At 65.4% G+C, this 24,011-nt stretch carries 22 protein-coding genes; 7 read left to right on the forward strand and 15 right to left on the reverse strand.

Going from position 1 to position 24,011, the window contains the following annotated elements; genetic code table 11:
* Positions 1-29 precede the first annotated feature (29 nt).
* Entirely contained in the window at positions 30-2,660 is a 2,631-nt protein-coding gene (locus tag ACAH01_RS09925; protein ID WP_372479063.1) for a hypothetical protein, read from the reverse strand.
* A 95-nt stretch (positions 2,661-2,755) separates the two neighbouring features.
* Between ACAH01_RS09925 and ACAH01_RS09930 the strand changes: the two genes are divergently transcribed.
* The 4 genes from ACAH01_RS09930 to ACAH01_RS09945 all read left to right on the forward strand — a co-directional run bounded on the left by ACAH01_RS09930 (position 2,756) and on the right by ACAH01_RS09945 (position 5,985).
* Positions 2,756-3,151 carry a hypothetical protein gene (locus tag ACAH01_RS09930; protein ID WP_208627912.1) on the forward strand — a complete coding sequence of 132 codons (396 nt, stop codon included), beginning with the start codon at positions 2,756-2,758 and terminating at the stop codon, positions 3,149-3,151.
* A gap of 49 nt (positions 3,152-3,200) precedes the next feature.
* The gene (locus ACAH01_RS09935) at positions 3,201-3,446 is read left to right on the forward strand and encodes a DUF6684 family protein (RefSeq protein WP_170094159.1); all 246 of its coding nucleotides are present in this window, start codon (positions 3,201-3,203) and stop codon (positions 3,444-3,446) included.
* Positions 3,447-3,741: 295 nt separating this feature from the next.
* The gene (locus tag ACAH01_RS09940; RefSeq protein WP_372479064.1) at positions 3,742-5,538 is read left to right on the forward strand and encodes a cytochrome c oxidase subunit I; all 1,797 of its coding nucleotides are present in this window, start codon (positions 3,742-3,744) and stop codon (positions 5,536-5,538) included.
* Positions 5,539-5,721: 183 nt separating this feature from the next.
* Complete coding sequence (locus ACAH01_RS09945; protein ID WP_170094157.1) at positions 5,722-5,985, forward strand: cox cluster protein; 264 nt, start codon at positions 5,722-5,724, stop codon at positions 5,983-5,985.
* A 12-nt stretch (positions 5,986-5,997) separates the two neighbouring features.
* Here the strand turns inward: ACAH01_RS09945 and acs are convergent, their stop codons facing one another.
* The 8 genes from acs to ACAH01_RS09985 form a co-directional block, all read right to left on the reverse strand.
* Positions 5,998-7,995 (reverse strand): acetate--CoA ligase, encoded by a 1,998-nt coding sequence (gene acs / locus ACAH01_RS09950; RefSeq protein ID WP_170094156.1) that lies wholly within the window; start codon positions 7,993-7,995, stop codon positions 5,998-6,000.
* Positions 7,996-8,245: 250 nt separating this feature from the next.
* Positions 8,246-9,088 carry a hypothetical protein gene (locus tag ACAH01_RS09955; protein ID WP_372479065.1) on the reverse strand — a complete coding sequence of 281 codons (843 nt, stop codon included), beginning with the start codon at positions 9,086-9,088 and terminating at the stop codon, positions 8,246-8,248.
* 54 nt (positions 9,089-9,142) lie between these two features.
* A complete protein-coding gene (locus ACAH01_RS09960) occupies positions 9,143-10,846 on the reverse strand; it encodes a methylmalonyl-CoA mutase (RefSeq protein WP_372479066.1) in 1,704 nt (567 codons plus the stop codon).
* Between the two features lie 54 nt (positions 10,847-10,900).
* Positions 10,901-11,767: a CBS domain-containing protein gene (locus tag ACAH01_RS09965; RefSeq protein ID WP_372479067.1), complete on the reverse strand. Its 867-nt coding sequence runs from the start codon at positions 11,765-11,767 to the stop codon at positions 10,901-10,903.
* Positions 11,768-11,812: 45 nt separating this feature from the next.
* A complete protein-coding gene (locus ACAH01_RS09970) occupies positions 11,813-13,303 on the reverse strand; it encodes a DHH family phosphoesterase (RefSeq protein WP_170094152.1) in 1,491 nt (496 codons plus the stop codon).
* 35 nt (positions 13,304-13,338) lie between these two features.
* The gene (gene lrpA1, locus ACAH01_RS09975; RefSeq protein WP_153553435.1) at positions 13,339-13,767 is read right to left on the reverse strand and encodes an HTH-type transcriptional regulator LrpA1; all 429 of its coding nucleotides are present in this window, start codon (positions 13,765-13,767) and stop codon (positions 13,339-13,341) included.
* A gap of 73 nt (positions 13,768-13,840) precedes the next feature.
* Positions 13,841-14,779, reverse strand: coding sequence for a thiamine pyrophosphate-dependent enzyme (locus tag ACAH01_RS09980; protein WP_015763116.1), 939 nt, complete (start codon positions 14,777-14,779; stop codon positions 13,841-13,843).
* Between the two features lie 3 nt (positions 14,780-14,782).
* Positions 14,783-16,684: a 2-oxoacid:acceptor oxidoreductase subunit alpha gene (locus ACAH01_RS09985; RefSeq protein WP_372479068.1), complete on the reverse strand. Its 1,902-nt coding sequence runs from the start codon at positions 16,682-16,684 to the stop codon at positions 14,783-14,785.
* Between the two features lie 233 nt (positions 16,685-16,917).
* On the opposite strand from ACAH01_RS09985, the gene ACAH01_RS09990 reads away from it, so the two are divergent.
* Complete coding sequence (locus ACAH01_RS09990) at positions 16,918-17,637, forward strand: DICT sensory domain-containing protein (RefSeq protein WP_372479069.1); 720 nt, start codon at positions 16,918-16,920, stop codon at positions 17,635-17,637.
* 45 nt (positions 17,638-17,682) lie between these two features.
* On the opposite strand, the gene ACAH01_RS09995 is transcribed toward ACAH01_RS09990, so the two are convergent.
* From ACAH01_RS09995 to ACAH01_RS10020, 6 genes are all read right to left on the reverse strand, one after another.
* Positions 17,683-18,837 (reverse strand): acyl-CoA dehydrogenase family protein, encoded by a 1,155-nt coding sequence (locus ACAH01_RS09995; RefSeq protein WP_372479070.1) that lies wholly within the window; start codon positions 18,835-18,837, stop codon positions 17,683-17,685.
* Between the two features lie 69 nt (positions 18,838-18,906).
* Positions 18,907-19,509, reverse strand: a complete 603-nt coding sequence (locus ACAH01_RS10000; protein WP_170094147.1) for a chemotaxis protein CheC — start codon at positions 19,507-19,509, stop codon at positions 18,907-18,909.
* Positions 19,510-19,643: 134 nt separating this feature from the next.
* Complete coding sequence (locus tag ACAH01_RS10005) at positions 19,644-20,309, reverse strand: O-methyltransferase (protein ID WP_372479071.1); 666 nt, start codon at positions 20,307-20,309, stop codon at positions 19,644-19,646.
* Positions 20,310-20,399: 90 nt separating this feature from the next.
* Complete coding sequence (locus ACAH01_RS10010) at positions 20,400-21,197, reverse strand: BtpA/SgcQ family protein (protein WP_372479072.1); 798 nt, start codon at positions 21,195-21,197, stop codon at positions 20,400-20,402.
* Between the two features lie 47 nt (positions 21,198-21,244).
* On the reverse strand, positions 21,245-21,835 hold the full coding sequence (locus tag ACAH01_RS10015; protein WP_372479073.1) for a thioredoxin family protein: 591 nt from the start codon (positions 21,833-21,835) through the stop codon (positions 21,245-21,247).
* A 61-nt stretch (positions 21,836-21,896) separates the two neighbouring features.
* A complete protein-coding gene (locus ACAH01_RS10020) occupies positions 21,897-22,217 on the reverse strand; it encodes a hypothetical protein (protein WP_153553443.1) in 321 nt (106 codons plus the stop codon).
* Positions 22,218-22,317: 100 nt separating this feature from the next.
* Here ACAH01_RS10020 and ACAH01_RS10025 point away from each other — a divergent pair, with 100 nt between their 5' ends.
* Positions 22,318-22,812 (forward strand): Lrp/AsnC family transcriptional regulator, encoded by a 495-nt coding sequence (locus ACAH01_RS10025; protein WP_372479074.1) that lies wholly within the window; start codon positions 22,318-22,320, stop codon positions 22,810-22,812.
* Positions 22,809-23,960: a pyridoxal phosphate-dependent aminotransferase gene (locus ACAH01_RS10030; protein ID WP_372479075.1), complete on the forward strand. Its 1,152-nt coding sequence runs from the start codon at positions 22,809-22,811 to the stop codon at positions 23,958-23,960. The genes ACAH01_RS10025 and ACAH01_RS10030 overlap by 4 nt, the downstream gene beginning before the upstream one ends.
* Positions 23,961-24,011 lie beyond the last annotated feature (51 nt).

Below are 24,011 nucleotides of genomic sequence, written 5' to 3' on the forward strand. Positions count from 1 at the left end.
CCGGATCGAATCGCCGTTCGATCCGTCAGTTACAGTTCCGGGACCGCGAGGTGGAACTCCTGGTTGCGCGCCTCGACCAGACAGAGGTGATAGCCGTCCTTGCGCGAGAGATTGACGAAGCTCTTTCGCTTGTCGCGGCTCAACAGTCCGCTGGAAGTCGCCTCTTCGGCCGTTTCGAGCGCAGGCGGTTCGAAGAAGCTCTCGGTGACGAGGAAGGCACCGGCCAGTGACTCGTTCGAGGATCCGACCCGTTCGGCCCGCGTGATCAGGTCGGTCATCATGTCGTCGGTCGCCGGATCGCGGGAGTCGTTGATGTTGGCGACGATCAGCGGATTCCCCATCCGATCGCGCACGACCACGTCGAACTGCTCCTGGGACCGGTGTTGCTCGCCGTCTTCCGTGTACTCGACGGCGATCTGTCCGTTGAGTTCCGCCCTGTCGATCTGTGGCAGCGCGTCGAACAGCTCCGACATCGCTTCGGGGTTGCCGGTGTCGCGGATCTCGTAGAGGAGGTTCCTGACGAGCCAGTCGACGAAGCGGTACTGGATGCTCTCGGGCAGGAACGTCTCGAACTCCGTGTCGCCGACCGCCGCCGTCCCCGCGTCGAACTGCGTGTGAAACTCCAGTCGGAGGTTGTCGTCGACCGCAGATCGGTCGGCGTTCCCGGAGTGGACGGCCGCGAGCGTCGCGTCGCCCTTCGAGTTGTAGCGAACGAAGAGGTTCGTCTGGTCGATGGCCTCTCGCTGGCTCAGCCGCGTCTCCGCGGCCGGCACGTCGTCGTCTTCGACCGACAGCTCTTCGACCCGCTGTTCGAGCCGTTCGATCTCCGTGCGAGCCTCTTCGAGTTCGGACTGGAGACGGTCCCGCTCGCTCGCGAGCGTGTCGAGTTCGGATTGGAGCTGGTCGCGCTCGGCCTCGGTCTCTTCGAGAGCCGCTTCGAGCTCCGCGACGCGCTCCGCGTGGGGCTCCGTCGTGTCCGTCGGCTCGGGTTCTGGTTCGCTCGTCGGCTGGGCGGGCTGGCGATCGGGAGCGTCTGTCGACTGCTGGTCGGCCCGTCCCCTCGACTGGCGTTCGGGCTCGTCTCTGGGCTGGGACTGGCGGCGCTCGGTCGCCTCGGCGGAGCGCTCGGGTTCGCGCTTTCGGTCCGGCTCCGACTCAGCCGTCGCCGACTGCTGGTCGGCCGGTGCGCCGGGATGCCGTGACTGGCGGCGCTCGGGCTCCGGATCGCTCTCGACACCGCCGTTCGCTCCGGCCGACGGGGCCGGATTCGATGGCTCGTCGGCTGCCGTCGCTGCGCTCGCGGTGCCAGAGTGAGACGGATCGAGCGACGGGATCGAGCGGGTTTCGAGGTCGCCGGCACCCGCGGCCGACGGATCGTTGGGCGCGGGAGCGACGCCAGCACCGCTCGCGGACTGGTCCGCCGGTTCGGACTGCCTGCCCGCCTCGGGGTCCGCCGAGACGCCGTCGGTCGGCTGGGGATCGACGGGTTCGCTGGACGTGCGTGTCGCGTTCTCACCCGCGGGCCGGTCGGTCGCGGGCTGGTTCCGGGGCTCCTGTTCGCGTCGCGTCGGCTCCTCGGATCTGTCGCCGGCCGGCGTCTGGTCGCTCTGGCGTCGGTCACGGGGACGTTGTTGGCCGTCGGGCGACTCCGAGGTCGGCGTTCGGTCCGGCGACGACTGCTCGGGCGTTCGGTCCGGCGACGACTGCTCGGGCGTTCGGTCCGGCGACGACTGCTCGGGCGTTCGGGACTCGGAGGACGGCGCGGCCGAGTCCGGAGCCGCGTCCGTCCGTTCGTCGGTCGGCGAGGACGGCTCTGAAGTACGCGATTCGGTCTGCTCGCGAGCGTCGGCGTCCGCTTCGCGCCGCCGCGTCGTCTCCGTCCCCGTCTTCGCAACGGGATCCGATCGGGCGTTCCCACCGTGTCCCGCCGGCTCCCCACCGGCGTCGCCTGTAGTGGCGTCCGCTGGCGCGGCGTCGCCCGGCGCTGCCGGCTCGTCGGCGGTGTCAAGATCGGGAGACGCAGTCGGCTCGGAGGTAGGTTCGTCCGCTGGCGGCTCGTCGGCCGGCGCTTCGCCGGAGACACCGGCCGTCTCCTCGCTCGACGCCGGCTCGGGTGTCGTCGGTTCGGGCACGTCGACGATCTCGATGTCGACCGGCCGGACCTCGTAGATCCCGACTTCGTCGTTGGCCTGCTCGAAGGCCTCGTCTTCGGTCACGAGCTGGTCGCTGTTGCCGACCCAGGCGACGCTCATCGAGCGCCCCTGGTGGTAGATCTGGTAGTAGTCGCCCGAGAGGACGTTCTCCGAGAGTTCGACGAAGCCGGTGAAGCCGCCACTGGAGAGGGTCTGGTCGACCTCGGCGATGGGCGTGTCCTCCGTGTAGTACTTCGCTCTGACCTCGTCGGAGCGCTCTTGCATGACCGCCAGCAACGGCAGTCCGGGATGCGGTGCCTTCCGTGCGGTCCCACTGGCGTCCTCGAAGTCCTCGATCGCTCCGTCGAGGATTCCGACGACGTTGCCGTTGAGCATGAACAGCCGAGACGGACCGGCGACGACGACGCCGGAAAACTCCGAGTCGGCCAGCTCGTGGAGCCCCTCGTACCCACCCGAGAAGGGCACGGTGTCCCACGAGTCGATCTGCTCGACCGTGCGTGTACTCATTATAACCCACAAGCCGCATGCGGGACAAATACTTTGCGCCCGGTCTGGCACGACGACTCCGACGGGACTATGTTTCCTCGCCCGCAAGCGCGCGTATGAACGAGGAGCAGGGATTGAGCGATCAGTACGGTCGAGCGAGCCCGTGGCCGCTGTTCGTCGCTCTGGGACTGGTCGTCTCGGAGGTCGGGGTCTTTCTGGGCCTGTTTACCGTCGCAGTGTTCGGACTGGTGTTGTTCGGTGGCAGTATCGCCGGCATCCTGACGGAGTCGGGGTACACGTCCCGCCCGTGGCCGACGCTGCTCGGCTTCGGTGGCGTTCTCGCCGTCATCGGACTCGGACTCGTCGTCTGGCAGGTCCCACTGGCGACGGTCACGCTGGAGAACTTCGGACGGGACGGGCTCCTCTCGCGCAGCGTCGCTATCGTGGCTGCCGGCGTGATCCTCGCGGCGGCCGGGAGCGTCGCCTCGGTCGCCGAGCAGACGACGGTCTGACCGACAGAAAATCAAAGAGCTATTAGTCGCCGTTCGCTAACGACCAGGTATGTCACTGCTCGGTTTCGAGAAAGAGACGCTCCTGGATCTGACCGTCAACGCGATCCCACTGGGGATCCTCCTCTTTTTCATCGCGGCCTTCGCCGTCGTCCCGGCGTTCGGCGTCGATCCGGTGTTCAGTACGATGCAGTTCGCGCTGGTCGGCTCGATGTTCGTCGGGCTGGCGATTCTCTCGTACTACACGGGCAAAGCGATCGAAGGGGCCGAACAGCAGACCGAAGAGTCCGCAGAATAGCGCCGTCTCCGTTCTCGTCCCGTCAGTAGCGTCACTCCGACAGTAGCGATCGAGACGATCGAGATACTTATCGCACTGTCGTCGTGTGATTGGATGTGCAGTGACGTTCGATAGCTACCGTAGCGGTCCGTCTGTGACGACCGACGCCGCCCGGAACGGCGCATTGTCTGGGGCGGTGACAGCCGCCGATACGAGTGCCGACCCCGGCGGACTCGTCGGACGACTCCGAATGCGTTCGGTCGCCCTTTCAAGTTGAACCGACCCTTTCATTATGCCCCAAACCTGAGGCACACCCATGGCAGGAGAGCAGTTAGTACTGACCGGACTCATGGCCGTTCTCCTCGTCGTGATCGTCGGGGCCCTCGCGCGAGCCGAGGACTGGCGGTCGTACACACCCCTCGCGAGCGGCGGGGGGTACGGCGAGGCGACGGGACACGGACACGCAGAGAAACCGGGTGGGCTCGTGCGGTGGCTCACGACGGTCGACCACAAAGACATCGGGATCCTCTACGGCGTCTACGCCGTGATCGCCTTCGCCGTCGGTGGCATCATGGCGGTGCTGATCCGGGTGCAGCTGACGCTGCCCGGCGGCGTCATCGTCGGGAACAGCTACTACAACTCGATCCTGACGAGCCACGGGATCACGATGCTGTTCCTGTTCGGGACGCCGATCCTGGCGGCGTTCGCGAACTACTTCGTCCCGCTGTTGATCGGGGCCGACGACATGGCGTTTCCCCGGATCAACGCGATCGCGTTCTGGTTGCTCCCGCCGGCCGCACTCCTGATCTGGGCCGGGTTCTTCACCGCGCCGTTGACGGGCAACGAGATCGAGCCCGCACAGACGGCCTGGACGATGTACACGCCGCTGTCGGCCGAACAGGCCAACCCCGGCGTCGACCTGATGTTGCTGGGCCTACACCTCTCTGGGGTCGCGGCGACGATGGGTGCGATCAACTTCATCGCGACCATCTTCACCGAGCGCGGTGACGGCGTGAACTGGGCCAACCTCGACATCTTCAGCTGGACGGTCCTCACCCAGTCGGGGCTGATCCTCTTTGCCTTCCCGCTGCTTGGCAGCGCGATGATCATGCTCCTGCTGGACCGGAATCTCGCGACGACGTTCTTCGCCACCGGCAACGGCGGGACGATGCTGTGGCAACACCTGTTCTGGTTCTTCGGCCACCCCGAGGTGTACATCCTCGTGCTCCCGCCGATGGGACTGGTCAGCTACATCCTCCCGAAGTTCTCGGGCCGGAAGCTGTTCGGCTTCAAGTTCGTCGTCTACTCGACGCTGGCGATCGGCGTGCTCTCTTTCGGTGTCTGGGCCCACCACATGTTCTCGACCGGGATGGACCCGCGGCTGCGTGCCTCGTTCATGGCGGTCTCGTTGGCCATCGCGATCCCCAGCGCCGTCAAGACGTTCAACTGGATCACGACGATGTGGAACGGCCAGCTTCGCCTGACGACGCCGATGCTGTTCTGTATCGGCTTCGTCTCGAACTTCATCATCGGCGGTGTCACCGGCGTCTTCCTGGCGTCGATCCCCGTCGACCTCGTGCTCCACGACACCTACTACGTGGTCGGTCACTTCCACTACATCGTGATGGGTGCGATCGGCTTCGCCGTCTTCGCCGGCATCTACTACTGGTTCCCGATCGTCTCCGGGCGGATGTACCAGCGCACCCTCGGGAAAGCACACTTCTGGCTCTCGATGATCGGCACGAACGTCACCTTCTTCGCGATGCTGGCGCTTGGCTACCTCGGCATGCCACGGCGCTACGCGACCTACAACTTCGACGGTGCCTTCGCGCCGCTCGCACAGGTGACGACGTTCCACCAGCTGGCGACCGTGGGCGCGTTCATCCTGCTGGTCGGACAGCTGCTGTTCGTCTGGAACGTCGTGACCTCCTGGCTCGAAGGTCGCCGCGTCCAGAGCCACGACCCGTGGAACCTCGAAGAGAACGATATGCTGGGCAACGAGTTCAGCTGGTTCAAAGAACAGCGTGAGACCGCTCTCGCCGACGGCGGCGAGGAAGACGAGGCCGTGATGGCCGACGGCGGACAGCCCAGCGAGCAGTCGGACGAACGGTAGTTCGAGCGGTCGTCTTTTCGATTCGCCGGTCGTCTACACGCCGCCCGAGATGAGAATGATCCCGGTGACGAACATCAGCGACGCGATCCCGGCGAGCACGAGAAAGAGGAGGTCTTTTTCGGCCATAGCGGCCCTTGGCACTGGAGCGAAAAAGGCTAATCGACTCGCTCCCGAGAGGCAAGCGTGAGTGGCACGCTGCGTGGCGATCGACTCGTCGTCAGACTCTACCTGATCATCGTGGCGCTGACCGGCGTGATGGGGTACGTACTCGCCTGGGCGACCGACGAGACGCTCGAACCGGAGCTGTTCGGCGTCGTCGCGCTGCCGCCGACGCCGGTCGGCGTCGCCGTCTTCGGGATGGTGACGATCGGGACCGGGCTGGGCGTATTGCTGGCGCTGGTGGTGTACGTCGCGAACAACTTCGACGACGACGCCAGAAACGAGTAGGCGGTCGGGCGATCAGTCGCCCTGGACCTGGTCGCGAATCTCCTCGGGGACACTCGGGTCACGCAGCGTCGTCGTGTTACCGAGTTCCTCGCCGTTGGAGATGTTTTCGAGGATCCGGCGCATGATCTTCCCGGAGCGAGTCTTTGGCAAGTCGCCACAGAAGATGACGTTGGCCGGGCGGGCGAACTTCCCGATCTCGTCTTCGACGGCCGAGACGATCCGGTCACGGACCGCTTCGCTCGGTTCGACGCCGTCTCGGAGGACGACGTACACGTCCGGTACCTCTCCCTTCTCGGCGTCCTCGCGGGAGGCGACGGCAGCCTCGGCCACGTCCTCGACCTCGGCGACGGCCGACTCCAGCTCCATCGTTCCGAGACGGTGGCCCGCGACGTTCATCACGTCGTCGAGGCGGCCGAGGACCCGATAGTAGCCGTCCTGTCCGTGGACCGCGCCGTCGCCGGCTTTGTACACCCAGTCCTCGGGATCGTCGGAGTCGGTGTCAGAGAAGTCCTGCCAGTACTCCTCGATGAAGCGCTCGTCGTTGCCGTACACCGTCTGGAGCATACCGGGCCACGGTTTCTCGATGACGAGGTTGCCGGCACGCCCCGACGCGGGTTCGATGGGATCGCCGTTGTCGTCGTAGATGGCCGGCTGGATCCCGGGGACCGCCTTGCCGGCGGAGCCGGGCTTCATGTCGTCGAGCGCGGGCAGGTTCGTGATCAGGTGGCCGCCGGTCTCGGTCTGCCACCAGGTGTCGACGATGGCCGCGTCCTCGCCGCCGATGTACTTGTAGTACCACAGCCACGCTTCCGGCTGGATCGGTTCGCCGACCGTCGTCATGTGCCGGAAGTCGAAGTCGTAGTCCTGGACGTACTCTTCGCCCCACTTCATGAACATCCGGACGGCGGTCGGCGAGGTGTGGAAGATGTCCACGTCGTAGCGCTCGGCAATCTCCCAGATGCGGCCCTTATGGGGATGGTCGGGCGTGTCCTCGTACATCACGCTGGTGGTCCCCAGCGAGAGGGGTCCGTAGACGATGTAGCTGTGGCCCGTGATCCAGCCGATGTCGGCGGCACACCAGTAGGTGTCCTCGGGTTTGATGTCGAGGACGTTCTTCGAGGTGGCCGTCACGTAGGAGAGATAGCCGCCGGTGCGGTGCTGACAGCCCTTCGGCTGGCCCGTCGTCCCGGAGGTGTACATCAGGAAGAGCGGATCTTCGGCGTCACGCGAGACCGGGTCGACGCGCGCTCGCTCGTTGTCGGCAAGCAGGTCGTCGACAAGCACGTACGGGTCGTCCTCGCCGATCTCGACGTCGGGGTGGAGTTCGTCTTCGCGCGTCCACAGCAGGACGGTGTCCACGTCGGACTCGGCGGCGTCCAGCGCCTCGTCGCACTTTTCCTTGTGGTTGAGGAACTCGCCGCGTCGGTAGTAGCCGTCACAGGTGACGACCACGTCGCTGTCGGCGGAGTCGATCCGGTCGGCCAGCGCCTGGGCCGAGAAGCCGGCGAACACCTCCGAGTGTGGTGCGCCGATGCGGGCACAGGCGAGCATCGTCACCGGCAGCGCGGGGAGCATCGGGAGATGACAGGTGACCACGTCGTCCTCGCGGACGCCCACGTCCTGCAGCGAGGCGGCCATCGCGTTGACCCGGTTGTACAGGTCCTGATAGGTGATCGTCTCGCTCTCGTCGGCGTCGGTCCCCTCCCAGATGATCGCCGCCTGGTTCTTGCGCTCGTCGAGATGGCGGTCGATACAGTTGTGTGACGCGTTGAGCTTCCCACCGGTGAACCACTCGTAGAACGGCGGATTGGAGTCGTCGAGCACCTCGTCCCAGTGTTCGTCCCAGTCGAGGAGTTCGGCGTACTCCTCGAACGCCTCCGGGTAGTTCTCGTCGAACCGTTCGTGGATCTCCGGATCGGTGACGTTGGCCTGGCCGACGAAGTCGGTCGGCGGACGGAAGTACTCTTGCTCCGTCAGGCGTGCCTCGAGTTCGGGTCCCTCATCTGGCATGATTAAATATACCTCATGCTGGTGCTCACAGTGGAACCGTATTAAGTTATTCCAAGCGACATGATCTGTATAGATACTGGCATCTCGTTTCCCAGAGACAAACGAATGGCAGGCAGGGACCGCGAAGCCATTCACCTTACCACTCTGAAACACCTGCGGCACAACCGACGGTATCTTCGGTCAAAAGCCGGTGTCGGTCCAGTGGAGGCGAACGGTCACTGGAGAGCAAAGACGAGAGTGTCGAGTGCCGTTACAGCTTGGTCGTGGCGGTCGCCGCCGCCGACGCGTCGCCGATCTCACGGTAGTAGGCGACGTAGTACGTGTACATGACCGAGCCGACGGTCGTGCTGATCACGAGACTCGAACCGAGAAAGAGCCCGGCCTCGGTGGTCGACATGTAGTCGAAGATCGAGACCATCCCGGTGTTGGACCCGGCGTCCATCGCCATCGAGTCGAAGCTGGTGTAGAACAGGAACGCCGTCGGGAGCTGTGCGAACAGACCGATCACGAACGCCAGCAGGTCGAAACCGAGCACCGAGACGACGTTCGAGCGAACGAGCGAGAGGCTCCGGCGGAACGAGTCGGCCACTCCGTCGCCGTCGAGCACCATCGCGGCGGGGAAAAACTGCGAGAGGAACCACGGGACCAGGACGACGAGGAAACCGACCAGCGAGAGGAGCGCGACCACCAGAAGCGTCGCGGTCCCCAGCCCGGTGTTGAGCGCGAACCCGAACACCAGAACCACTGCCACGAAGAAGACGATCGCGACGAGAACGTAGAGAACGAGCGTGACGACACCGAGGAGGAGTCCGCCCAGGAGGAGGCCGACGTAGTGGTCCCGGCCAGCCGCGAAGAACTGACCGAACGACGGGGTCTCCGTCATCGACGCCGCCACGTAGGCGACGAGCCCGCCGACGAGGAAGGGCAGTAGGAGATAGACGACGCCGGTCGCGGGATACGCGAGCAGTGGGTTGACGAACTGGGCAGCAGAGAGGCCGGTGCTCAGCAGCGAGAACGCGAAGAGGATCGCGACGATCTGGGGCTGTCGGCGGAGGGTGTCGATACCGGTCGCGAGTGCGCCAGCGGACTTCATGTCACCGACGACCTATCGGCAACGAATGAGTTTTCCGGGTGGCAGTCGACCGCGTCACGCAGCCCCGATCGTCTCCCGGTAGCTCCCGTACTCGTCCTCGAAGACGCCCATGATCTCGCCCATCGTCGCCTCGACTTTGACGGCCTCGACGATCGCGGGCATCACGTTCTCGCCGCCGACGGCCGCCTCTCTGACACCGGCGAGTGCCGCCGTCACGGCCTCGTCGTCGCGTTCGGCCCGTACGTCTGCGAGGCGCTCGCGTTGCTGTTCTTGCACGCGGTCTTCGACCTGCAGGAGGTCGGGCTCGGTCTCTTCCTCGACCGCGTAGGCGTTGACGCCGACGACGGTCTCCTCGCCGTCCTCGACGCGTTCCTGGTACTCGTAGGCGGCGTCCTGTATCTCCCGCTGGAAGTAGCCGTCTTCGATCCCCGCGAGGACGCCCGCTCGCATGGAGCCGTCGCCCAGTTCGTCCCTGACGTGTTCGATGTACGCCATCGCGTCGGCCTCGATCTCGTCTGTCAGCGTCTCGACGGCGAAGCTCCCACCCAGCGGGTCCACGATATCGGCCGCACCGGACTCCTCTGCGATGATCTGCTGGGTTCGCAGGGCCACCCGAACCGCCTTCTCGCTGGGCAGAGCGAGTGCCTCGTCGAAGCTGTTCGTGTGCAGGCTCTGGGTCCCGCCGAGGACGCCGGCCAGCGCCTGGATGGTCACTCTGACGACGTTGTTCAGCGGCTGCTGGGCGGTCAGTGACTGGCCGGCGGTCTGGGTGTGGAACTTCAGTTGCTTGGCGGCCGGCTCGCTCGCGTCGTACCACTCGTCCATGACCCGCGCGTAGATCCGCCGTGCGGCCCGGAACTTCGCGACCTCCTCGAAGATCGAGTTGTGCGCGTTGAAGAAGAAGGACAGTTGCGGGGCGAACGTGTCCACGTCCAGGCCTCGATCGAGACAGTCCTCGACGTAGGCGAAGCCGTCGGCGAGCGTGAAGGCCAGTTCCTGCGTGGCGGTCGATCCGGCCTCGCGGATGTGATAGCCCGAGACCGAGACCGGCTTGAACGACGGCGTCTCCTCGGTGGCGAACTCGATCACGTCGGTCACGAGCCGCAGCGACGGCTCCGGGGGAACGACCCACTCTTTCTGTGCGATGAACTCCTTGAACATGTCGTTCTGGAGAGTGCCCCGAAGCTCCGTGCGGTCGACGCCGCGGCGGTCCGCGAGCGCGACGTACATCGCGTAGATGACGGGCGCGCTGGGGTTGATGGTGAAACTCGTCGAGATCTCGGCGAGGTCGATCCCGTCGAAGAGGATCTCCACGTCCCGGAGCGTGTCGACGGCGACGCCCTCCTTGCCGACCTCGCCCTCGGCCATGCGGTCGTCCGAGTCGATCCCCATCAGCGTGGGCATGTCGAAGGCCGTCGAGAGTCCCGTCTGGCCCTCGTCGATCAGGTACTGAAATCGCTCGTTGGTCTCCCGAGCCGTGCCGAAGCCGGCGAACTGGCGCATCGTCCACTGGCGGCCACGGTACATCGTCGGATAGACGCCGCGGGTGTAGGGCTCTTCGCCGGGGAACCCGAGATCACGCTCGTAGTCGAGGTCGGCAACGTCGGCCGGCGTGTACAGCCTGTCGACCGCGCGATTCGAGACGGTGGCGAACCGCTCGGCTCGCTCGCCGTAGGCGTCCAGTACCGGATCGAGCGTCTCGGCCTCCCAGTCGGCTTTCGCCTCCCGGATGGCTGCCAGGTCGGCCTCGTCGTACATACTGTATTCGTTGACTTCGTGTGACAATAAGTTTTGTACGCGCCGAGGGGGGTCCTACTCGTCTTCGCCCTGGAGGCGTTCGGTCGTCTCGACGAGGGGGTGGCGCGCGTAGTCGACCACCTCGATGTCGCTGATCGAAGTGAGGTCCGCGTCGTCGGCGGTGCGTGCCATCCCGAGGTCGACCGGGTCGTCCAGCACGATCACGTAGGCGTCCATCTCTTCGATTCCCAGCTGTTCGGCCGCTTTCACGCGGTGGTGGCCGTCGGCAAGCAACAGCTCACGGGTCTGCTCCGAGCCCTCGCCGTCGGCGAACTCGGTGACGGTCGCCTGATCGGGCGGCTGAAGCCCCCCGTTGTCGATGACCACGAGCGGCTCGGCGAGTCCGCGTTTGAGTTCGTAGGTCCGTCCCTCCAGTTCGTCCGCGTAGACGGTCCCCTGTGTCGGTACCAGCTCGTCGATGACGACCTCGCGCCGTTCGTCCCGCGCGGACACGTCGTGGATCGACTCCAGGGTCCGGGTGAGCTTGTCGACCTTGTTCGGCGTCGCGCGCTCGATGTGCGAACGAATCACGTCAGCGTTCGAGATGATGCCGACGAGGTGGCCCGCGTCGTCGACGACCGGGAGCTTCTGGATGCCAGACCGGAGGATGACCCGTCCCGCGTCCTGAACGCCCATCTCCGGGTGGGCGACGAGGATGTCGTCGCTCATCACGCGAAACATCGGCTCGTGGTCCTCGGCCAGCAACAGGTCTCGGGCGCTGACGAAGCCCTCGACACGACGCCCTTCACACACCGGAAAACCGCTGTACTCGTCGCTCTCGGCGATTCGACGGGCGACCGCTTCGACCGTGTCGTCGGGCGAGACCGTGGCCACGTCGCTGGTCATGTACTCCCGGACGCGTGGTTCGCCGTCCGCTTCCATGAGTTCGGGGACGAGACCACGGGAGAAAAAGGCCCCGACGGTCCGTCACTCCTCGCCGTCCTCGCTGTCGAGATACTCGTCGGTGGCCCCGTAGCGCGACGCGGTGTACACCGGGCTCAGGAGGTGGTTGGGACGGGCCTGGACCGCGTCGAGGAACCGGTCGTCGACGACGGCACGGACGACCTCGTGGAGCGACTCGTCCCGGTCCTCGATGGATTCGAGGACGCCCAGCGTGATCTGTGCACCGGCCATGTCAGCGTGGCCCCCCGCACTACCGATCTGGCCGAACGCCTCGCGGAGCACTTCGCCGAGGTCGATCTCGGTGCCGCGAGCGCGCGCCGACGCGTATATCGTACCGTCCTTGACGCCGTAGACCAGCGTCGAGTTGATCCCCTGAAGATCGAGCAGTCGGTCGGCGGCCTGTGCGAGTGCGTCCCGATCCGGGAGCTCGCCAACGCAGCTCAGCAGCACCGATCCCTCCCGCTGGCGGTTCGCGATCGCGTGTCCGATCGTATCGAGCGTGTCGGCGCTCATGCTCGGGTCCTCGATACGCTGAAGGATGTCGAGGTCGGCGTGTGGCAGCAGGTAGGCCGCGGCCTCGAAGTCGTCGACCGACACCTCGCGTCGAAACTCGCGCGTGTCGACGCTGATGCCAAAGAGGAGTCCCGTCGCGACCGCCTCTTCGACGAGCGAGTCGAATCGGCGGAGATAGTCGGCGAGCAGCGTACTGGTGGCACCCACGTCGCTCCGGAGGTCGACGAATCGCGCCTCGACGGGCGCACGCGGCGGGTGGTGATCGACGACGATGTCGATGGGCGTCTCGGGCGGGAGCTGGTCGTTGACCCCGGGACGGGAGTGATCGACCAGCGCGAAGCCGTCGTACGCGTCGAGATCCGCGTCGGCGTCGAGGGTCTGGAGATCGAACTCCAGCAGATTCACGAACGCCCTGTTCTCCTGGTGGGTGATCTCGCCGTAGTAACACAGTTCCGTCTCACAGCCGACGGCCTGTGCCAGCCGCGACAGCGCGACCCCGCTCGCGATGGCGTCGGGGTCCGGGTTGTCGTGCATGACGACCGCCAGCGTGCCGTCCACGTCGCGCAACACGCGCTGGAGCTGTCGGGTCCGCAGACCGGCCTCGCCGACGCGTTCCATGAGGTGGTCGGTGATCGCCGCACCGGGATCGACGACCCGGTCGGCGGCGCGTTCGAGGGCCTCGTCGACCGCCGGATCGGTCTCCAGCCCGCTGTAGGCGACGAGCATCGCCGACGGGAAGACGGATCGCACCGCCTGCGCGACGGCCGCGTTGCGTTTGGCGTCGCCGACGGCGACGAACACCGTCTCCGGCGTCCAGCCCAGCGACGACAGCACCGAGCGGTCGGCCGGATCCGCCAACTGCACCGAGACCGCGTCCGTACGGAGCGTGTCGACCCGGTGTTCGTCCTCGGTGAGGACCGTCACCTCGCCACGGCCAGCTGCGAGTTCGTCGAGCAGTGACCGGACGAGCGGCCCCGCCCCCAACACCAGGCGAGAAGTCATACGCGAGAGTGAGCGATGGAGCGTCTAAAAACCACTTACTTGAGCCGCTCCTGGAGAAAGGAGGGGTGTGCCGCCGTGACACCCTCCGTCGAGAGGATCTCGTCTTCGATGATCTCGCCGACTTCGCCACCGTCGGCGGCCCGCACTTCCGCCATGAGCATGTGGTCGCCACTGGAGGTGTACAGCGACTCGACGGCGTCGATCGCAGAGAGTGCGCGAGTCACCTCGACGTAGCAGTCGCTCGCGACGTCCATCCCGACCAGTGCGATCGACTGGCTCGACAGCTTCTTGGGGTTCACGTCGGCGGAGTAGCCGACGATGACGCCCTCGTCTTCGAGTTTGTTGATGTACTTGCGAACGGTCGGTTTCGAAACGTCCGCCCGTTCGGCGATCTCCGCGTACGATGCCTGTGCATCGTCCTCCAGGACAGAGAGAATGCGGCGCTCCGTAGAATCGACGCTCATAGACGTTTCTTTGCTACGGACGAAAAAATACCTTCCGAATCCACAAACGAGGATGCAGTCCCGCCGAGCGGCGTTACTTGTGGTGGTCGAGCAGGGAGTCGGCAGTGCGCTCCCACTCGTAGTCCTCGTCGAAGTACCGCTCTGCGAGCGGTTCTTCGGGCATCTCACCGGTGGCCTGCTTCTCCTCCTGGTAGGACGGACTCTCGTCGTCGACGTAGTAGCGTCCGGTCAGGACTTCGCCCTCGTAGAGTTTGTTCTCCGTCTCGAACATCATCTTCTGGGCTTCCTCGCGGTTCGAGGTGTCGAAGTCGTAGTCGTCGGACTGCTGGATGTCCGTGTACGGGACGTAGTGCTTCGCGTCCTTGTTCCAGGTCGGACACTGGGTGAGGAAGTCGATGTGTGCGAAGCCGTCGTGTTCGATCGCTTCCGCGATGATCTCCTTTGCCTGGTTGGGGTTGACCGCCGCGGTCCGGGCGACATAGGTTGCACCGGAGGTCAGCGCGAGGCTGAGCGGGCGGATCGGGGACTTCGCCGAGCCCGAGGGCTGGGTCTTTGACTTGTGGCCCTTCGGGGAGGTCGGCGATGTCTGGCCCTTGGTGAGGCCGAAGATCTCGTTGTTGAACACGATATACGTCATATCGTGGTTCTCGCGGGCGGTGTGCATGAAGTGGTTCCCGCCGATCCCGTAGCCGTCGCCGTCACCGCCGGCCGCGATGACCTCGACGTCGGGGTTCGCGAGCTTCGCCGCACGTGCGACGGGCAGCGAGCGCCCGTGGATGGTGTGGAAGCCGTAGCTGTTGAAGTAGCTGTTGAGCTTGCCCGAACAGCCGATACCGGTAAACAGCGCGACCTCGTCGGGGTTGCGGCCGACTTCCGGCATGGCCTGCTTGAGCGCCTTCAGGACGCCGAAGTCGCCACAGCCGGGACACCACGTCGCCTGTGGTTCGATGCCGGGCGTAAACTCGTCGCGGTCAACCTCGCGTTCGTCGCCGATTGCTGAGAATGCACTCATAGCTTAGTCACCTGCCGCTGGGAGGTACTTCATGTTGCTCGCGGCGAGATCCTCGCCGTTGATGCTGGTCTCGAAGCCCTCGACGATCTCTGCCGGTTCGAACGGGTTCCCGTTGTACTTCAGCAGACTGGAGAGCTTCGGACCGAAGCGGCCGATCTCTTTCTGCGTGAGGCCGCGGAACTGTGCGCTGGCGTTCATCTCGACGACGAGTGCCTCGTCGACGGATTCGAGCCACGCCGAGACCTCTTCGACGGGGTAGGGAGCCATATCGGAGACGCCGAGTGCCTTCACCGAGTGGCCGTCGTCGTTGAGACGGTCGACGGCCTCGAAGACGGTGTCCTGGTGGCTGCCCCACACGAGGATGCCGTAGTCGGCGTCCTCCGGACCGTGGTAGGTCTGGTGGGACGTGTTCTCGTCCAGGTCAGCACGGATGTCGTCGAGCTTGTCCAGCCGACGGTTCATCTGTGCGATCCGGTTGTCGGGGTCCTCGCTGATGTGGCCCGACGGATTGTGTTCGTTGCCGGTCGCGAGGTAGCGGCCGTCTTTCTGGCCGGGAACCGAGCGCGGGCTCACGTTGGAGCCGTCCTCCGGTTCGTGCTGGAAGCGCTGGAACTTGCCCGAAGCGTGGTGGGCCGCGTCGGCGATCTCCTCTTCGGTGAGCACGGAACCGGGGTCGGCGTTTGGCTCGCGGTCGAAGAAGCTCTCGTCGACGTTGCGAAGCTCGCCCTGGAGCTTCTGGTCGTAGATCACGATCGACGGGATCTGGTACTCGTAGGCGATCCGGAAGGCCGCTCGCGTCTGGTCGTAGCACTCCCGGATGTTTGCGGGTGCGAAGACGACGCGAGCCGAGTCGCCCTGACTCGTGTACAGGACGTGTTCGAGGTCGGCCTGCTCGGGCTTGGTCGGCATCCCGGTCGAGGGGCCGGCGCGCATCGCTTCGACGAGCACGACCGGCGTCTCGGTCATCTCGGCGAGGCCCAGCGGCTCGCTCATGAGGGCGAACCCACCACCGGAAGAGCCGGACATCGACTTGACGCCAGCGTGGCTGGCACCGAGTGCCAGCGCCGCCGCGGCGATCTCGTCTTCGACCTGCTCGGAGATCCCGCCGAACTTCGGCAGGTGCTGGGACATGATCGTGAACACGTCGGTCCACGGCGTCATGGGGTAGCCCGCGATGAAGCGACAGCCCTCGTCGAGCGCACCGTAGGCGATGGCGTTCGACCCAGAGAGGAGGACCTGCTCGTCGTCGTGGTCCGCCGCTTCCGGCATGGTGAGGTCGTGGGTGTGTTCGAGTTCCTCGGCTCGCTCGTAGGCGTCTTCGAGCACCGAGAGGTTGTCTTCGAGGATGTCGCCCGACATGTTCTCTCGCATGAGCTCCTCGAAGAAGGCCGGGTCCGTACCCAGCAGCGCCGCCGTGACGGCGACGCCAGCGGTGTTGCGCATGACCTCGCGACCGTGTTCGCGGGCCATCTCGCGGAGGTTCATCGGGTAGACGTGCCAGTCGTTCTCCTCGGCACGCGCTTCGAGGTTCAACTCGGCGATGGCGTCCTCGTCGAGGAGTCCCTCGTCGTAGACGATGACGCCGCCCTCTCGGAGATCGTGGAGATTCTCCGAGAGCGGCTTGACTTCCTCGTCGCCGTAGTAGGCTTCGTCCTGTGGGTTCCGTGCGAAGGAGTCACCGAGGGCGAGGAGGAAGTTGTAGCCGTCACCACGCGAGCGTACGTCTTCGTCGCTCGCGCGTACCTCTACGAACGTGTGGCCGCCCCGGATGCGCGAGGGATAGTGACGATGCGTAAAAACGTCAAGTCCCGAGCGCATCAGGGCCTTTGCGAAGTTTTGGCTCGTCGAGTCGATCCCGTCACCGGAACCGCCAGCGATTCGCCAGATTAGTTCGTTATCTGTCATTTGAAATCATCGGCCCCAGTTGGGAAGCCGTATATCCACCGTTGGAGGGCCGTGACTAAAGATTTTCCACTACGTCGCACCCCATTAATCATGAACGTCACGCAGATACCACTCAAATGGCCGTTTTCGACATGTCAAGTGGTCGGCTAGCACACGGAATACCATGAACAACGGGCAGACGGAGACGAGGCACAACCCCTAAGCCGACCCGGACCGTTACAACCATAGACTCAATGTCGCTTTCGGAACTCATCGCCGGGGTCGAAGACCACGAGAAACGACTCATCGTGTTCAACGCCGGAGATGACGCGGCCGCCGATCTTCGAAAGCAGTTTTCCGACCGAAACGTCGCCGTCACGGCCGAGGAGACGGTCAGTGGACGGCCGGGAGAGTTCGTCACTCTCAGTGACGAGGACGGGGTGATCGCGGCGGCCAGCCTCGAACAGTTCACCGATCGACTCGCCCGAAACGACCGGCCCATCGGCGTCGAGCAGAGCCCGTACCGTCCGATCCTCGACGAACTCGACGAGACGATGTTCACGTCCTGGAGCATCGGACAGATGATGGCCGCGACCAGAGAGATCGAAGACCGTGCGTTCCGCGTCGGTCGTGGCTCGCTACACGCTGGCTTCCAGACGGTATCGACGCTGGCCGGGGAACTCGACAGGTACGAGCAACTGGGCGACGGCGCGGTAGACGTACACGCCTACGCCGCACCCGACGAGGAGCCCCCCGAGACCGACAACTTCACGCTCCACATCGAGCGTGCGACCGAGATCGAAGAATCGTGGTTCGTCGTCTTCGACGGCGGTGGCGACGACGGCCAGAAGTGCGCGCTGCTGGCAGAGGAACGGGCTCCGCGAGAGTTCTACGGCTTCTGGACGTACGACGCGGACACCGTCGACTGGATCCTCGAACACCTGCGCTCGACGTACGGTTACGTCGAGCAGTGAGCGGACGGCCGAAAAACGAAAACTGGGGCTCGAAAACGCGACGCGCTACTGGGGCGTCTGGCTGTAGATGAGGTTGCGCTGGATGTCGTTCGCGCCCTCGTAGATGACCGGGATGCGCACGTCGCGGTAGACACGAGAGATCCGGTTCTCGGTCAGGACCGAACGGCCGCCGTGGAGCTGCATCCCCTTCTCGGCACACTGGGTCGACACTTCGGTCGCCTTCGTCTTGGCCATGGCCGCCCAGAATCCCGCGTTCTCCTGGTTAGCCACCTTGTCGGCCGCGCGCCACGTGAGCGCTCGGGCGGACTCGAACTCCATGCGCATGTCTGCGAGCTTGTGCTGAACCGCCTGGAACTCGTCGACGGACTTGCCGAAGGCCTCGCGGTCGTGGACAAAGTCCCACCCCTCCTCGATGGCGGCCGCGGCCAGCCCGAGGCCGTGGCCGGCGACGATCACGCGCCCGTGGTTGAAGAACTCCGCGAGCATGTAGAAGCCAGCGCCCTCGTGGCCGATGACGTTCTCCTCGGGAACTCGGCAGTCGTCGAAGACGATGTGGGCCTGTTTGGACGCACGGAAGCCCATCTTCTCCGGGATGTGCTCGGCGTCGTAGCCGTCGGTGTCGGTCGGGACGATAAACAGCGAGTAGTTGCCGTAGCGGTTGTTGGGGTCGTCGCCGGTCTTCGCGTAGACGGTGACCCAGTCGGCTTCGACGCCGTTGCCGATCCAGTACTTCTCGCCGTTGAGGACGTACTCGTCGCCGTCTTTCTCCGCCGTCGTCTGCATCCCGGCCATGTCGCTCCCGGTCTCGGGCTCCGAGACGGCCAGGCCGGTGAGCTGTTCGTTCTCCGCGACCGGACGGAGGTACTCCTCTTTCTGTTCCTCGTTGCCGTGGTCTTCGAGCATCTCCGCGCCGAAGCTCGCGAGCTGCAGGGTCAGGGCGATGCCGGCGTCGGCCTTGTAGAACTCCTCGGCCATCGCGAGGACCTGCTGGAGGGAGAGCCCGCGCCCGCCGTACTCCTCGCCGATGTCCTGTGCGACCAGCCCGGCCTCCATCCCCTGCTCCAGGATGTCGACCGGGTACTCGCCGCGCTCGTAGTACTCTGCGGCGTTCGGTTCGATGTGTTCGGCTGCGAACTCGCGGGCTTCCTGCTTGATGTCCCGAGCTGCTTCGGGAACGACTGTCTCTTCTAGGAGATCCATGTACAGTATCACGGGCCGCGTTCCCAAATAGCTCGTGGAACACCGGCAAACGATAGTGAGGTTTACGCCCTAGACTTCGATCTCCTGCATCAGTTCGACCAGCTCTTCGAGTTCCGGGAAGGTGTACACCTTGACGTTGATGTCTGACTCCAGGGCGTGAACGCGGGAGTCGAACATCAGCGCCATGTCGGTCTCGCGGTCGCCGACGAGTTCGTCGACCATCCCGCTACCGGGGCCGAAGGTGAAGTTCGGCGTCGAGATGTCGATGGTCGTCTCCAGGACGTTCGCCCAGCCGTCGATGAAGCCACTGGTCATGATGTTGCCGATCTCCTGGATCGCAGACCGTTCCATGTCGGTGAAGCCGTCGGTGGCGTCGCTGGTCTCGCCCATGTCGCCGATCATCCCGCTGGCCAGCTTCTTCGCGTTCTCCGCGTTGAACAGGAAGAGAATGTAGCCGTGTGGGGGTTCGAGCATCCGGATCGAGATCCCGATCTGGCGCTCGTCGCCGATGTGGGTCTTGATGTCGGGGATGTCGATGAAGTTGATCTTGGTGATCTCCATCTCCGTCTCCATCCCGGTCATCTGGCTCAGGTGGTTCGCGACGGTGTTACCGCCCTCCTTCGCCATCTTGTTGAACAGCCCCAGCTTCCGGATATCGATCATCAGGCTCATGAGTGGTCGATCGTTGGACAGGGGTTACCTGCCCTCACACATAAGCTATGCACCCTCATTTTCGGAGACGAGAATTGGGGAACGAATCCGTGACCGGACGGGGACGAACCGAAGCGCGGACGACCGCCGTCCGATCAGACCCGGATCGAGACGGCCACTCCTTCGCCCAGCGGGAGCAGACTGGTCTCGAAGTTGGGGTCGTCTCGGACCGTCGCCAGGTAGTCGGCGATCCCGTGGCTCGACGCGGTCGCGTCGACGGCGTCGCCCGCCAGGAGTGCGCGCACGTCCTCGAAGTCGAGCGGGCCGGCCTCGATCGCGTTGTCGGCGGCGACGATGCCACCGACCGGGATCTTCTCGCGAACGGCCTCGAAGGCCTCGGCGTAGCGGTCCTTCTCGTTGTCGATCAACACGAGGTCGAAGGGGCCGTCGTACGCGTCGACGGTCTCGATTGCGTCGCCGTGTTCGAAGCGTGCTCGGTCCTCGAACCCGCCGGCCGCGAGGTTCTCACGCGCGTCGTCCAGTTCGTCGGCGTCGATCTCTGTCAGGACGATCTCGCCGTCCGCCGGGATCGCCGACGCGACCCAGTACGCCGAGTAGCCGTAGCCAGAGCCGAACTCGAAGACGCGCTCCGCGTCGACGGCGCGAGCGAGTAGCCGGAGCCACCCGCCGACGGCCGGGCCGACGGTGGGAAAGCCCTCGCGGTCGGCGCGCTCGTCCATCGTACGGATCACGTCGTCGCGGCCGGGTGCCAGCGTTCGCGCAAACTCCTCGGTCACATCGGGCAGCGGGTCCTCGGACATGTGTCGACGTTCGACAGCGACGGTAAAAAGGTCCGCTACCGGTTCCGGCTGACCACGGAACAGACCGATTCGAGTGACCCGTGGGACCGCTCAGCGGACCGCCGCCACGAGTTCCGCCACACGGTCGGGATCGACCGGGTTCTCGACTGTGCCACCGGCTTTGAGCGCTGTCCCGACGATCAACCCGTCGGCGGTGTCGAGCAGCGAAGCGGCCGTCTCGCTCGTCACGCCGCTGCCGACGAACACCGGCACGGTCGGGTCGACGGCGTCCCGAGCCGTGGCGACGGCCTCCACGTCCGGCGCGTCGGCCTCGCTCCCGGTCGCAGTCCCCGAGACGACGACCCCGTCGGCGTGACCGCGCTCGATCGTGTCGGCGACGATCTCGGCGACGCCACGTGCTGCCAGCGGGGCCGAGTGTTTGACCGCCACGTCGGCGAGGATGGAGACGTCTGCGTGGATGCGCTCGCGCAGGCGGACCGTCTCGTGGGCGCGCCCCTCGACGATACCCTGGTCGGTCAGGCGTGCGCCGGTGTGGACGTTCACGCGGACGAAGTCGGCACTGGCCGCCGCGGCGACCGAGACCGCTGCCGTGGCGTCGTTTCGCAGGACGTTGACGCCGACGGGGCAGTCGACGGCGTCGGTGATCGCACGCGTCACCGCCGTCATCTCGGCGACGACGTGGGGCGGTACGTCGTCGGGGTAGAACGGCGCGTCGCCGAAGTTCTCGACGATCAGCGCGTCGACGCCCACGTCGGCGAGCGTACGAGCGTCTGCCAGCGCGTGTTCCCGGACCGTCTCGCGGTCCTCGAAGCCGGGCGCGCCGGGCAGTGCCGGCAGGTGGACCATCCCGACGAGCGGTCGGATCGCTCCGAGTGCAGTTTCGGTCATGCCCGTCGTTCGACTGGGCGGGAGAAAAGGGCGCTGGACGATCCGAGCTACGCGTCCCAGTAGTCGGGTTCGTTGCCCGGCTTCCACTTGATCGAACAGCCACGCGACGGCTTCGCTTCGGCCGTGATCTCCTCGCCGGCCAGCAGCGTCTCGATGTGAGCCTGCATCTCGCGCTGGGTGGGCTCGTCGTCGGGGTTCGTCGCGTCGTCGAGACGACCGTGGTAGGCCAGCCGGAAGGTCCCCCCGTCGTCGGCAAAGAGGTACGGATCGGGCGTACAGCGAGCGCCGTAGGCCGCCGCCGTCTCCTGGGACTCGTCGAAGAGGTATGCGTCGTAGTCGACGGTCCCGTCGTCGACGAGTTCCTGCATCTTCTCGAAGGAGTCGTCGGGGTACTCCTCGGGATCGTTGGCGCTGATCCCGACGACGGCGACCTCGTCGTACTCCGCCGCGAGGCGGTTCAGCTCGTCGAACTTCGCCTGTGCGTACGGACAGTGGTTGCAGGTGAACACGACGAGCAGCGCCTCGCGGTCGGCGAACGCGTCGAGGGTGTAGGTCTCGCCGTCCGTCCCTGGCAGTTCGAAGGCCGGTGCCTCGTCGCCACGCTGGAGAACGTCGTCCTCCGAATCGAGTGCGACCATCTCACCGAGGGTTTGTCGGGACCGCGTAAGAAACCTCGCCAGCGTCCCGATGCGCCAGTCGCTACGGTTCCGTCGACGCCGCCGCCCGAGTGACGTTGCCGAACGACCGGGCCGCCGCGAAGGCGTCGCTGTCGGCGGCGACCGAGTACAGCGGCTCTTCGCCGTCGCGCTCGCGTTTCTCCAGCAGGCCGAGTTCCGTGATCGCGTCCAGCGTTCCGTTGAGGTACAGCGACTTGAGCGGTACGTCCGCCCGATCGCTCAATTCTGTCTTCGTGAACGACGCATCGGGGTCGAGTTCGAGGAGCGTGTCTATCAGTGCCGCAGCGTCGTCGTGCTCCGCGACGACGTGCCACGCGGTGTCGTCGCTGTCGGGGCCGTCCATATCCGGTCGTCGGTCTGGAATAAGATAAACGTGTCCGAGCGTGTGTGTCGACCCACCACGGTGTAGCAACGCTTTAGTCGACCCCAGCGCGGGTATACGTATGAGCAATCGGAAGGACGTGCTGGCGGTCCTGCGCGAGAACGCCCGCCAGTCGAACGCGGACATCGCCCGCCAGACCGGCCTGACCGAGCCGGAGGTCGAGCGTATCGTCGACGAACTCGAATCCGAGGGCGTCGTCAAGGGGTACACGGCGGTCGTCGACTGGGAGGCCGTCGAGGAGGGCGACGAGCCCGTGCGTGCCACCGTCGAACTGAACGTCACACTGGACCGCGAGACCAGCTACATCGACATCGCCGAGCGGATCGCCAAGTTCCCGCAGGTGAAGTCGCTACGGCTGATCAGCGGGGACTACGACTTCGACATGGAGGTGGAAGGCGACTCGATGAGCGAGGTGTCACACTTCGTCAGCGACAAGATCGCGCCGATCCCCGAGATCACCCAGACCGTGACACACTACATCATGGAGTCGTACAAGGAACAGGGCATCGAGTTCGGCGACGGCAACGACGACGATCGGCTCTCGATCTCGCCATGACGTTCGAGCCAGCCGACCGCGTCGATCAAGTGCCGCCCTCCGGAATCCGGCGGTTCTTCGAGCTGGCCGAAGAGATGGACGACATCATCTCGCTCGGCGTCGGCGAGCCGGACTTCTCGACGCCGTGGAGCGCCCGCGAGGCCGCGATCGCCTCGCTCGAACAGGGCAAGACCTCCTACACCGCCAACCGCGGCAAGCGAGAGCTGCGCGAGCGAATCGCCGACGACGTGGCCGAGCGGTACGACCTCGACTACGACCCCGACGAGGAGATCCTCGTGACGACCGGGGCCAGCGAGGGCGTCGACCTGGCCTTTCGCGCACTGCTGAACCCCGGCGATCAGGTCGCCGTGGCCCAGCCCTGCTACGTCTCCTACAAACCAGGGGTCACCTTCGCCGGTGCCGACGTGATCGACGTGCCCACGCGCGTCGAGGACGACTTCAAGCTCACCCGCGAGGTCCTGGAAGACAGCGGCGCGGCCGAGGCCGATGCGCTGATCTTCTGCTATCCGAACAACCCTACCGGAGCGACGATGACGGCAGAGGAACTGCGCCCGGTCGCCGAGTTCGCTCGGGAACACGACCTGCTCGTGTTCGCCGACGAGATCTACTCGGAGCTGTCCTACGAGCACGACCACACGTCGATCGCCACCCTCCCGGGGATGCGCGAGCGGACGGTCGTGTTCAACGGCTTCTCGAAGGCGTACGCGATGACCGGCCTGCGCCTCGGATACGCGCTGGCCCCGCCCGAGGCGATCGCGGCGATGAACCGGGTCCACCAGTACACGATGCTGTCGGCCCCGACGACGCCACAGTACGCGGCGATCGAGGCGCTGGACAACTGCGAGAACGAACTCCGGGAGATGCGCGAGCAGTACGACCGCCGCCGACAGTTCGTCCTCTCGCGGTTCGACGAGATGGGACTGGACTGCTTTACGGCCAAGGGCGCGTTCTACGCGTTCCCGGAGTGTCCCTGGGACGACGCCGACGCGTTCGCCGAGGCGTTGCTCGAAGCCGAACAGGTCGCCGTCGTGCCGGGCTCTGCCTTCGGCGTGGGCGGGGACGGTCACCTCCGCGTGTCGTACGCGACCGGGATGTCGGACCTGAAGACGGCGATGGACCGAATCGAGTCGTTCCTCGCCGACCAGTAGCGCTCCCGCGATCGGGCCGCTGGCATCGCGGTGGCGACGGCGGGCCGAGTA

Source organism: Halomicrobium sp. HM KBTZ05, assembly GCF_041530035.1.
GTDB lineage: Archaea > Halobacteriota > Halobacteria > Halobacteriales > Haloarculaceae > Halomicrobium.

What these genes read in the sequence shown, in the direction of transcription:
- ACAH01_RS09925 (WP_372479063.1), bottom strand. Translation starts at nt 2,660, where the DNA reads ATGAGTACACGCACGGTCGAGCAGATCGACTCGTGGGACACCGTGCCC.
- ACAH01_RS09930 (WP_208627912.1), top strand. Translation starts at nt 2,756, where the DNA reads ATGAACGAGGAGCAGGGATTGAGCGATCAGTACGGTCGAGCGAGCCCG.
- ACAH01_RS09935 (WP_170094159.1), top strand. Translation starts at nt 3,201, where the DNA reads ATGTCACTGCTCGGTTTCGAGAAAGAGACGCTCCTGGATCTGACCGTC.
- ACAH01_RS09940 (WP_372479064.1), top strand. Translation starts at nt 3,742, where the DNA reads ATGGCAGGAGAGCAGTTAGTACTGACCGGACTCATGGCCGTTCTCCTC.
- acs (WP_170094156.1), bottom strand. Translation starts at nt 7,995, where the DNA reads ATGCCAGATGAGGGACCCGAACTCGAGGCACGCCTGACGGAGCAAGAG.
- ACAH01_RS09955 (WP_372479065.1), bottom strand. Translation starts at nt 9,088, where the DNA reads ATGAAGTCCGCTGGCGCACTCGCGACCGGTATCGACACCCTCCGCCGA.
- ACAH01_RS09960 (WP_372479066.1), bottom strand. Translation starts at nt 10,846, where the DNA reads ATGTACGACGAGGCCGACCTGGCAGCCATCCGGGAGGCGAAAGCCGAC.
- ACAH01_RS09965 (WP_372479067.1), bottom strand. Translation starts at nt 11,767, where the DNA reads ATGGAAGCGGACGGCGAACCACGCGTCCGGGAGTACATGACCAGCGAC.
- ACAH01_RS09970 (WP_170094152.1), bottom strand. Translation starts at nt 13,303, where the DNA reads ATGACTTCTCGCCTGGTGTTGGGGGCGGGGCCGCTCGTCCGGTCACTG.
- lrpA1 (WP_153553435.1), bottom strand. Translation starts at nt 13,767, where the DNA reads ATGAGCGTCGATTCTACGGAGCGCCGCATTCTCTCTGTCCTGGAGGAC.
- ACAH01_RS09980 (WP_015763116.1), bottom strand. Translation starts at nt 14,779, where the DNA reads ATGAGTGCATTCTCAGCAATCGGCGACGAACGCGAGGTTGACCGCGAC.
- ACAH01_RS09985 (WP_372479068.1), bottom strand. Translation starts at nt 16,684, where the DNA reads ATGACAGATAACGAACTAATCTGGCGAATCGCTGGCGGTTCCGGTGAC.
- ACAH01_RS09990 (WP_372479069.1), top strand. Translation starts at nt 16,918, where the DNA reads ATGTCGCTTTCGGAACTCATCGCCGGGGTCGAAGACCACGAGAAACGA.
- ACAH01_RS09995 (WP_372479070.1), bottom strand. Translation starts at nt 18,837, where the DNA reads ATGGATCTCCTAGAAGAGACAGTCGTTCCCGAAGCAGCTCGGGACATC.
- ACAH01_RS10000 (WP_170094147.1), bottom strand. Translation starts at nt 19,509, where the DNA reads ATGAGCCTGATGATCGATATCCGGAAGCTGGGGCTGTTCAACAAGATG.
- ACAH01_RS10005 (WP_372479071.1), bottom strand. Translation starts at nt 20,309, where the DNA reads ATGTCCGAGGACCCGCTGCCCGATGTGACCGAGGAGTTTGCGCGAACG.
- ACAH01_RS10010 (WP_372479072.1), bottom strand. Translation starts at nt 21,197, where the DNA reads ATGACCGAAACTGCACTCGGAGCGATCCGACCGCTCGTCGGGATGGTC.
- ACAH01_RS10015 (WP_372479073.1), bottom strand. Translation starts at nt 21,835, where the DNA reads ATGGTCGCACTCGATTCGGAGGACGACGTTCTCCAGCGTGGCGACGAG.
- ACAH01_RS10020 (WP_153553443.1), bottom strand. Translation starts at nt 22,217, where the DNA reads ATGGACGGCCCCGACAGCGACGACACCGCGTGGCACGTCGTCGCGGAG.
- ACAH01_RS10025 (WP_372479074.1), top strand. Translation starts at nt 22,318, where the DNA reads ATGAGCAATCGGAAGGACGTGCTGGCGGTCCTGCGCGAGAACGCCCGC.
- ACAH01_RS10030 (WP_372479075.1), top strand. Translation starts at nt 22,809, where the DNA reads ATGACGTTCGAGCCAGCCGACCGCGTCGATCAAGTGCCGCCCTCCGGA.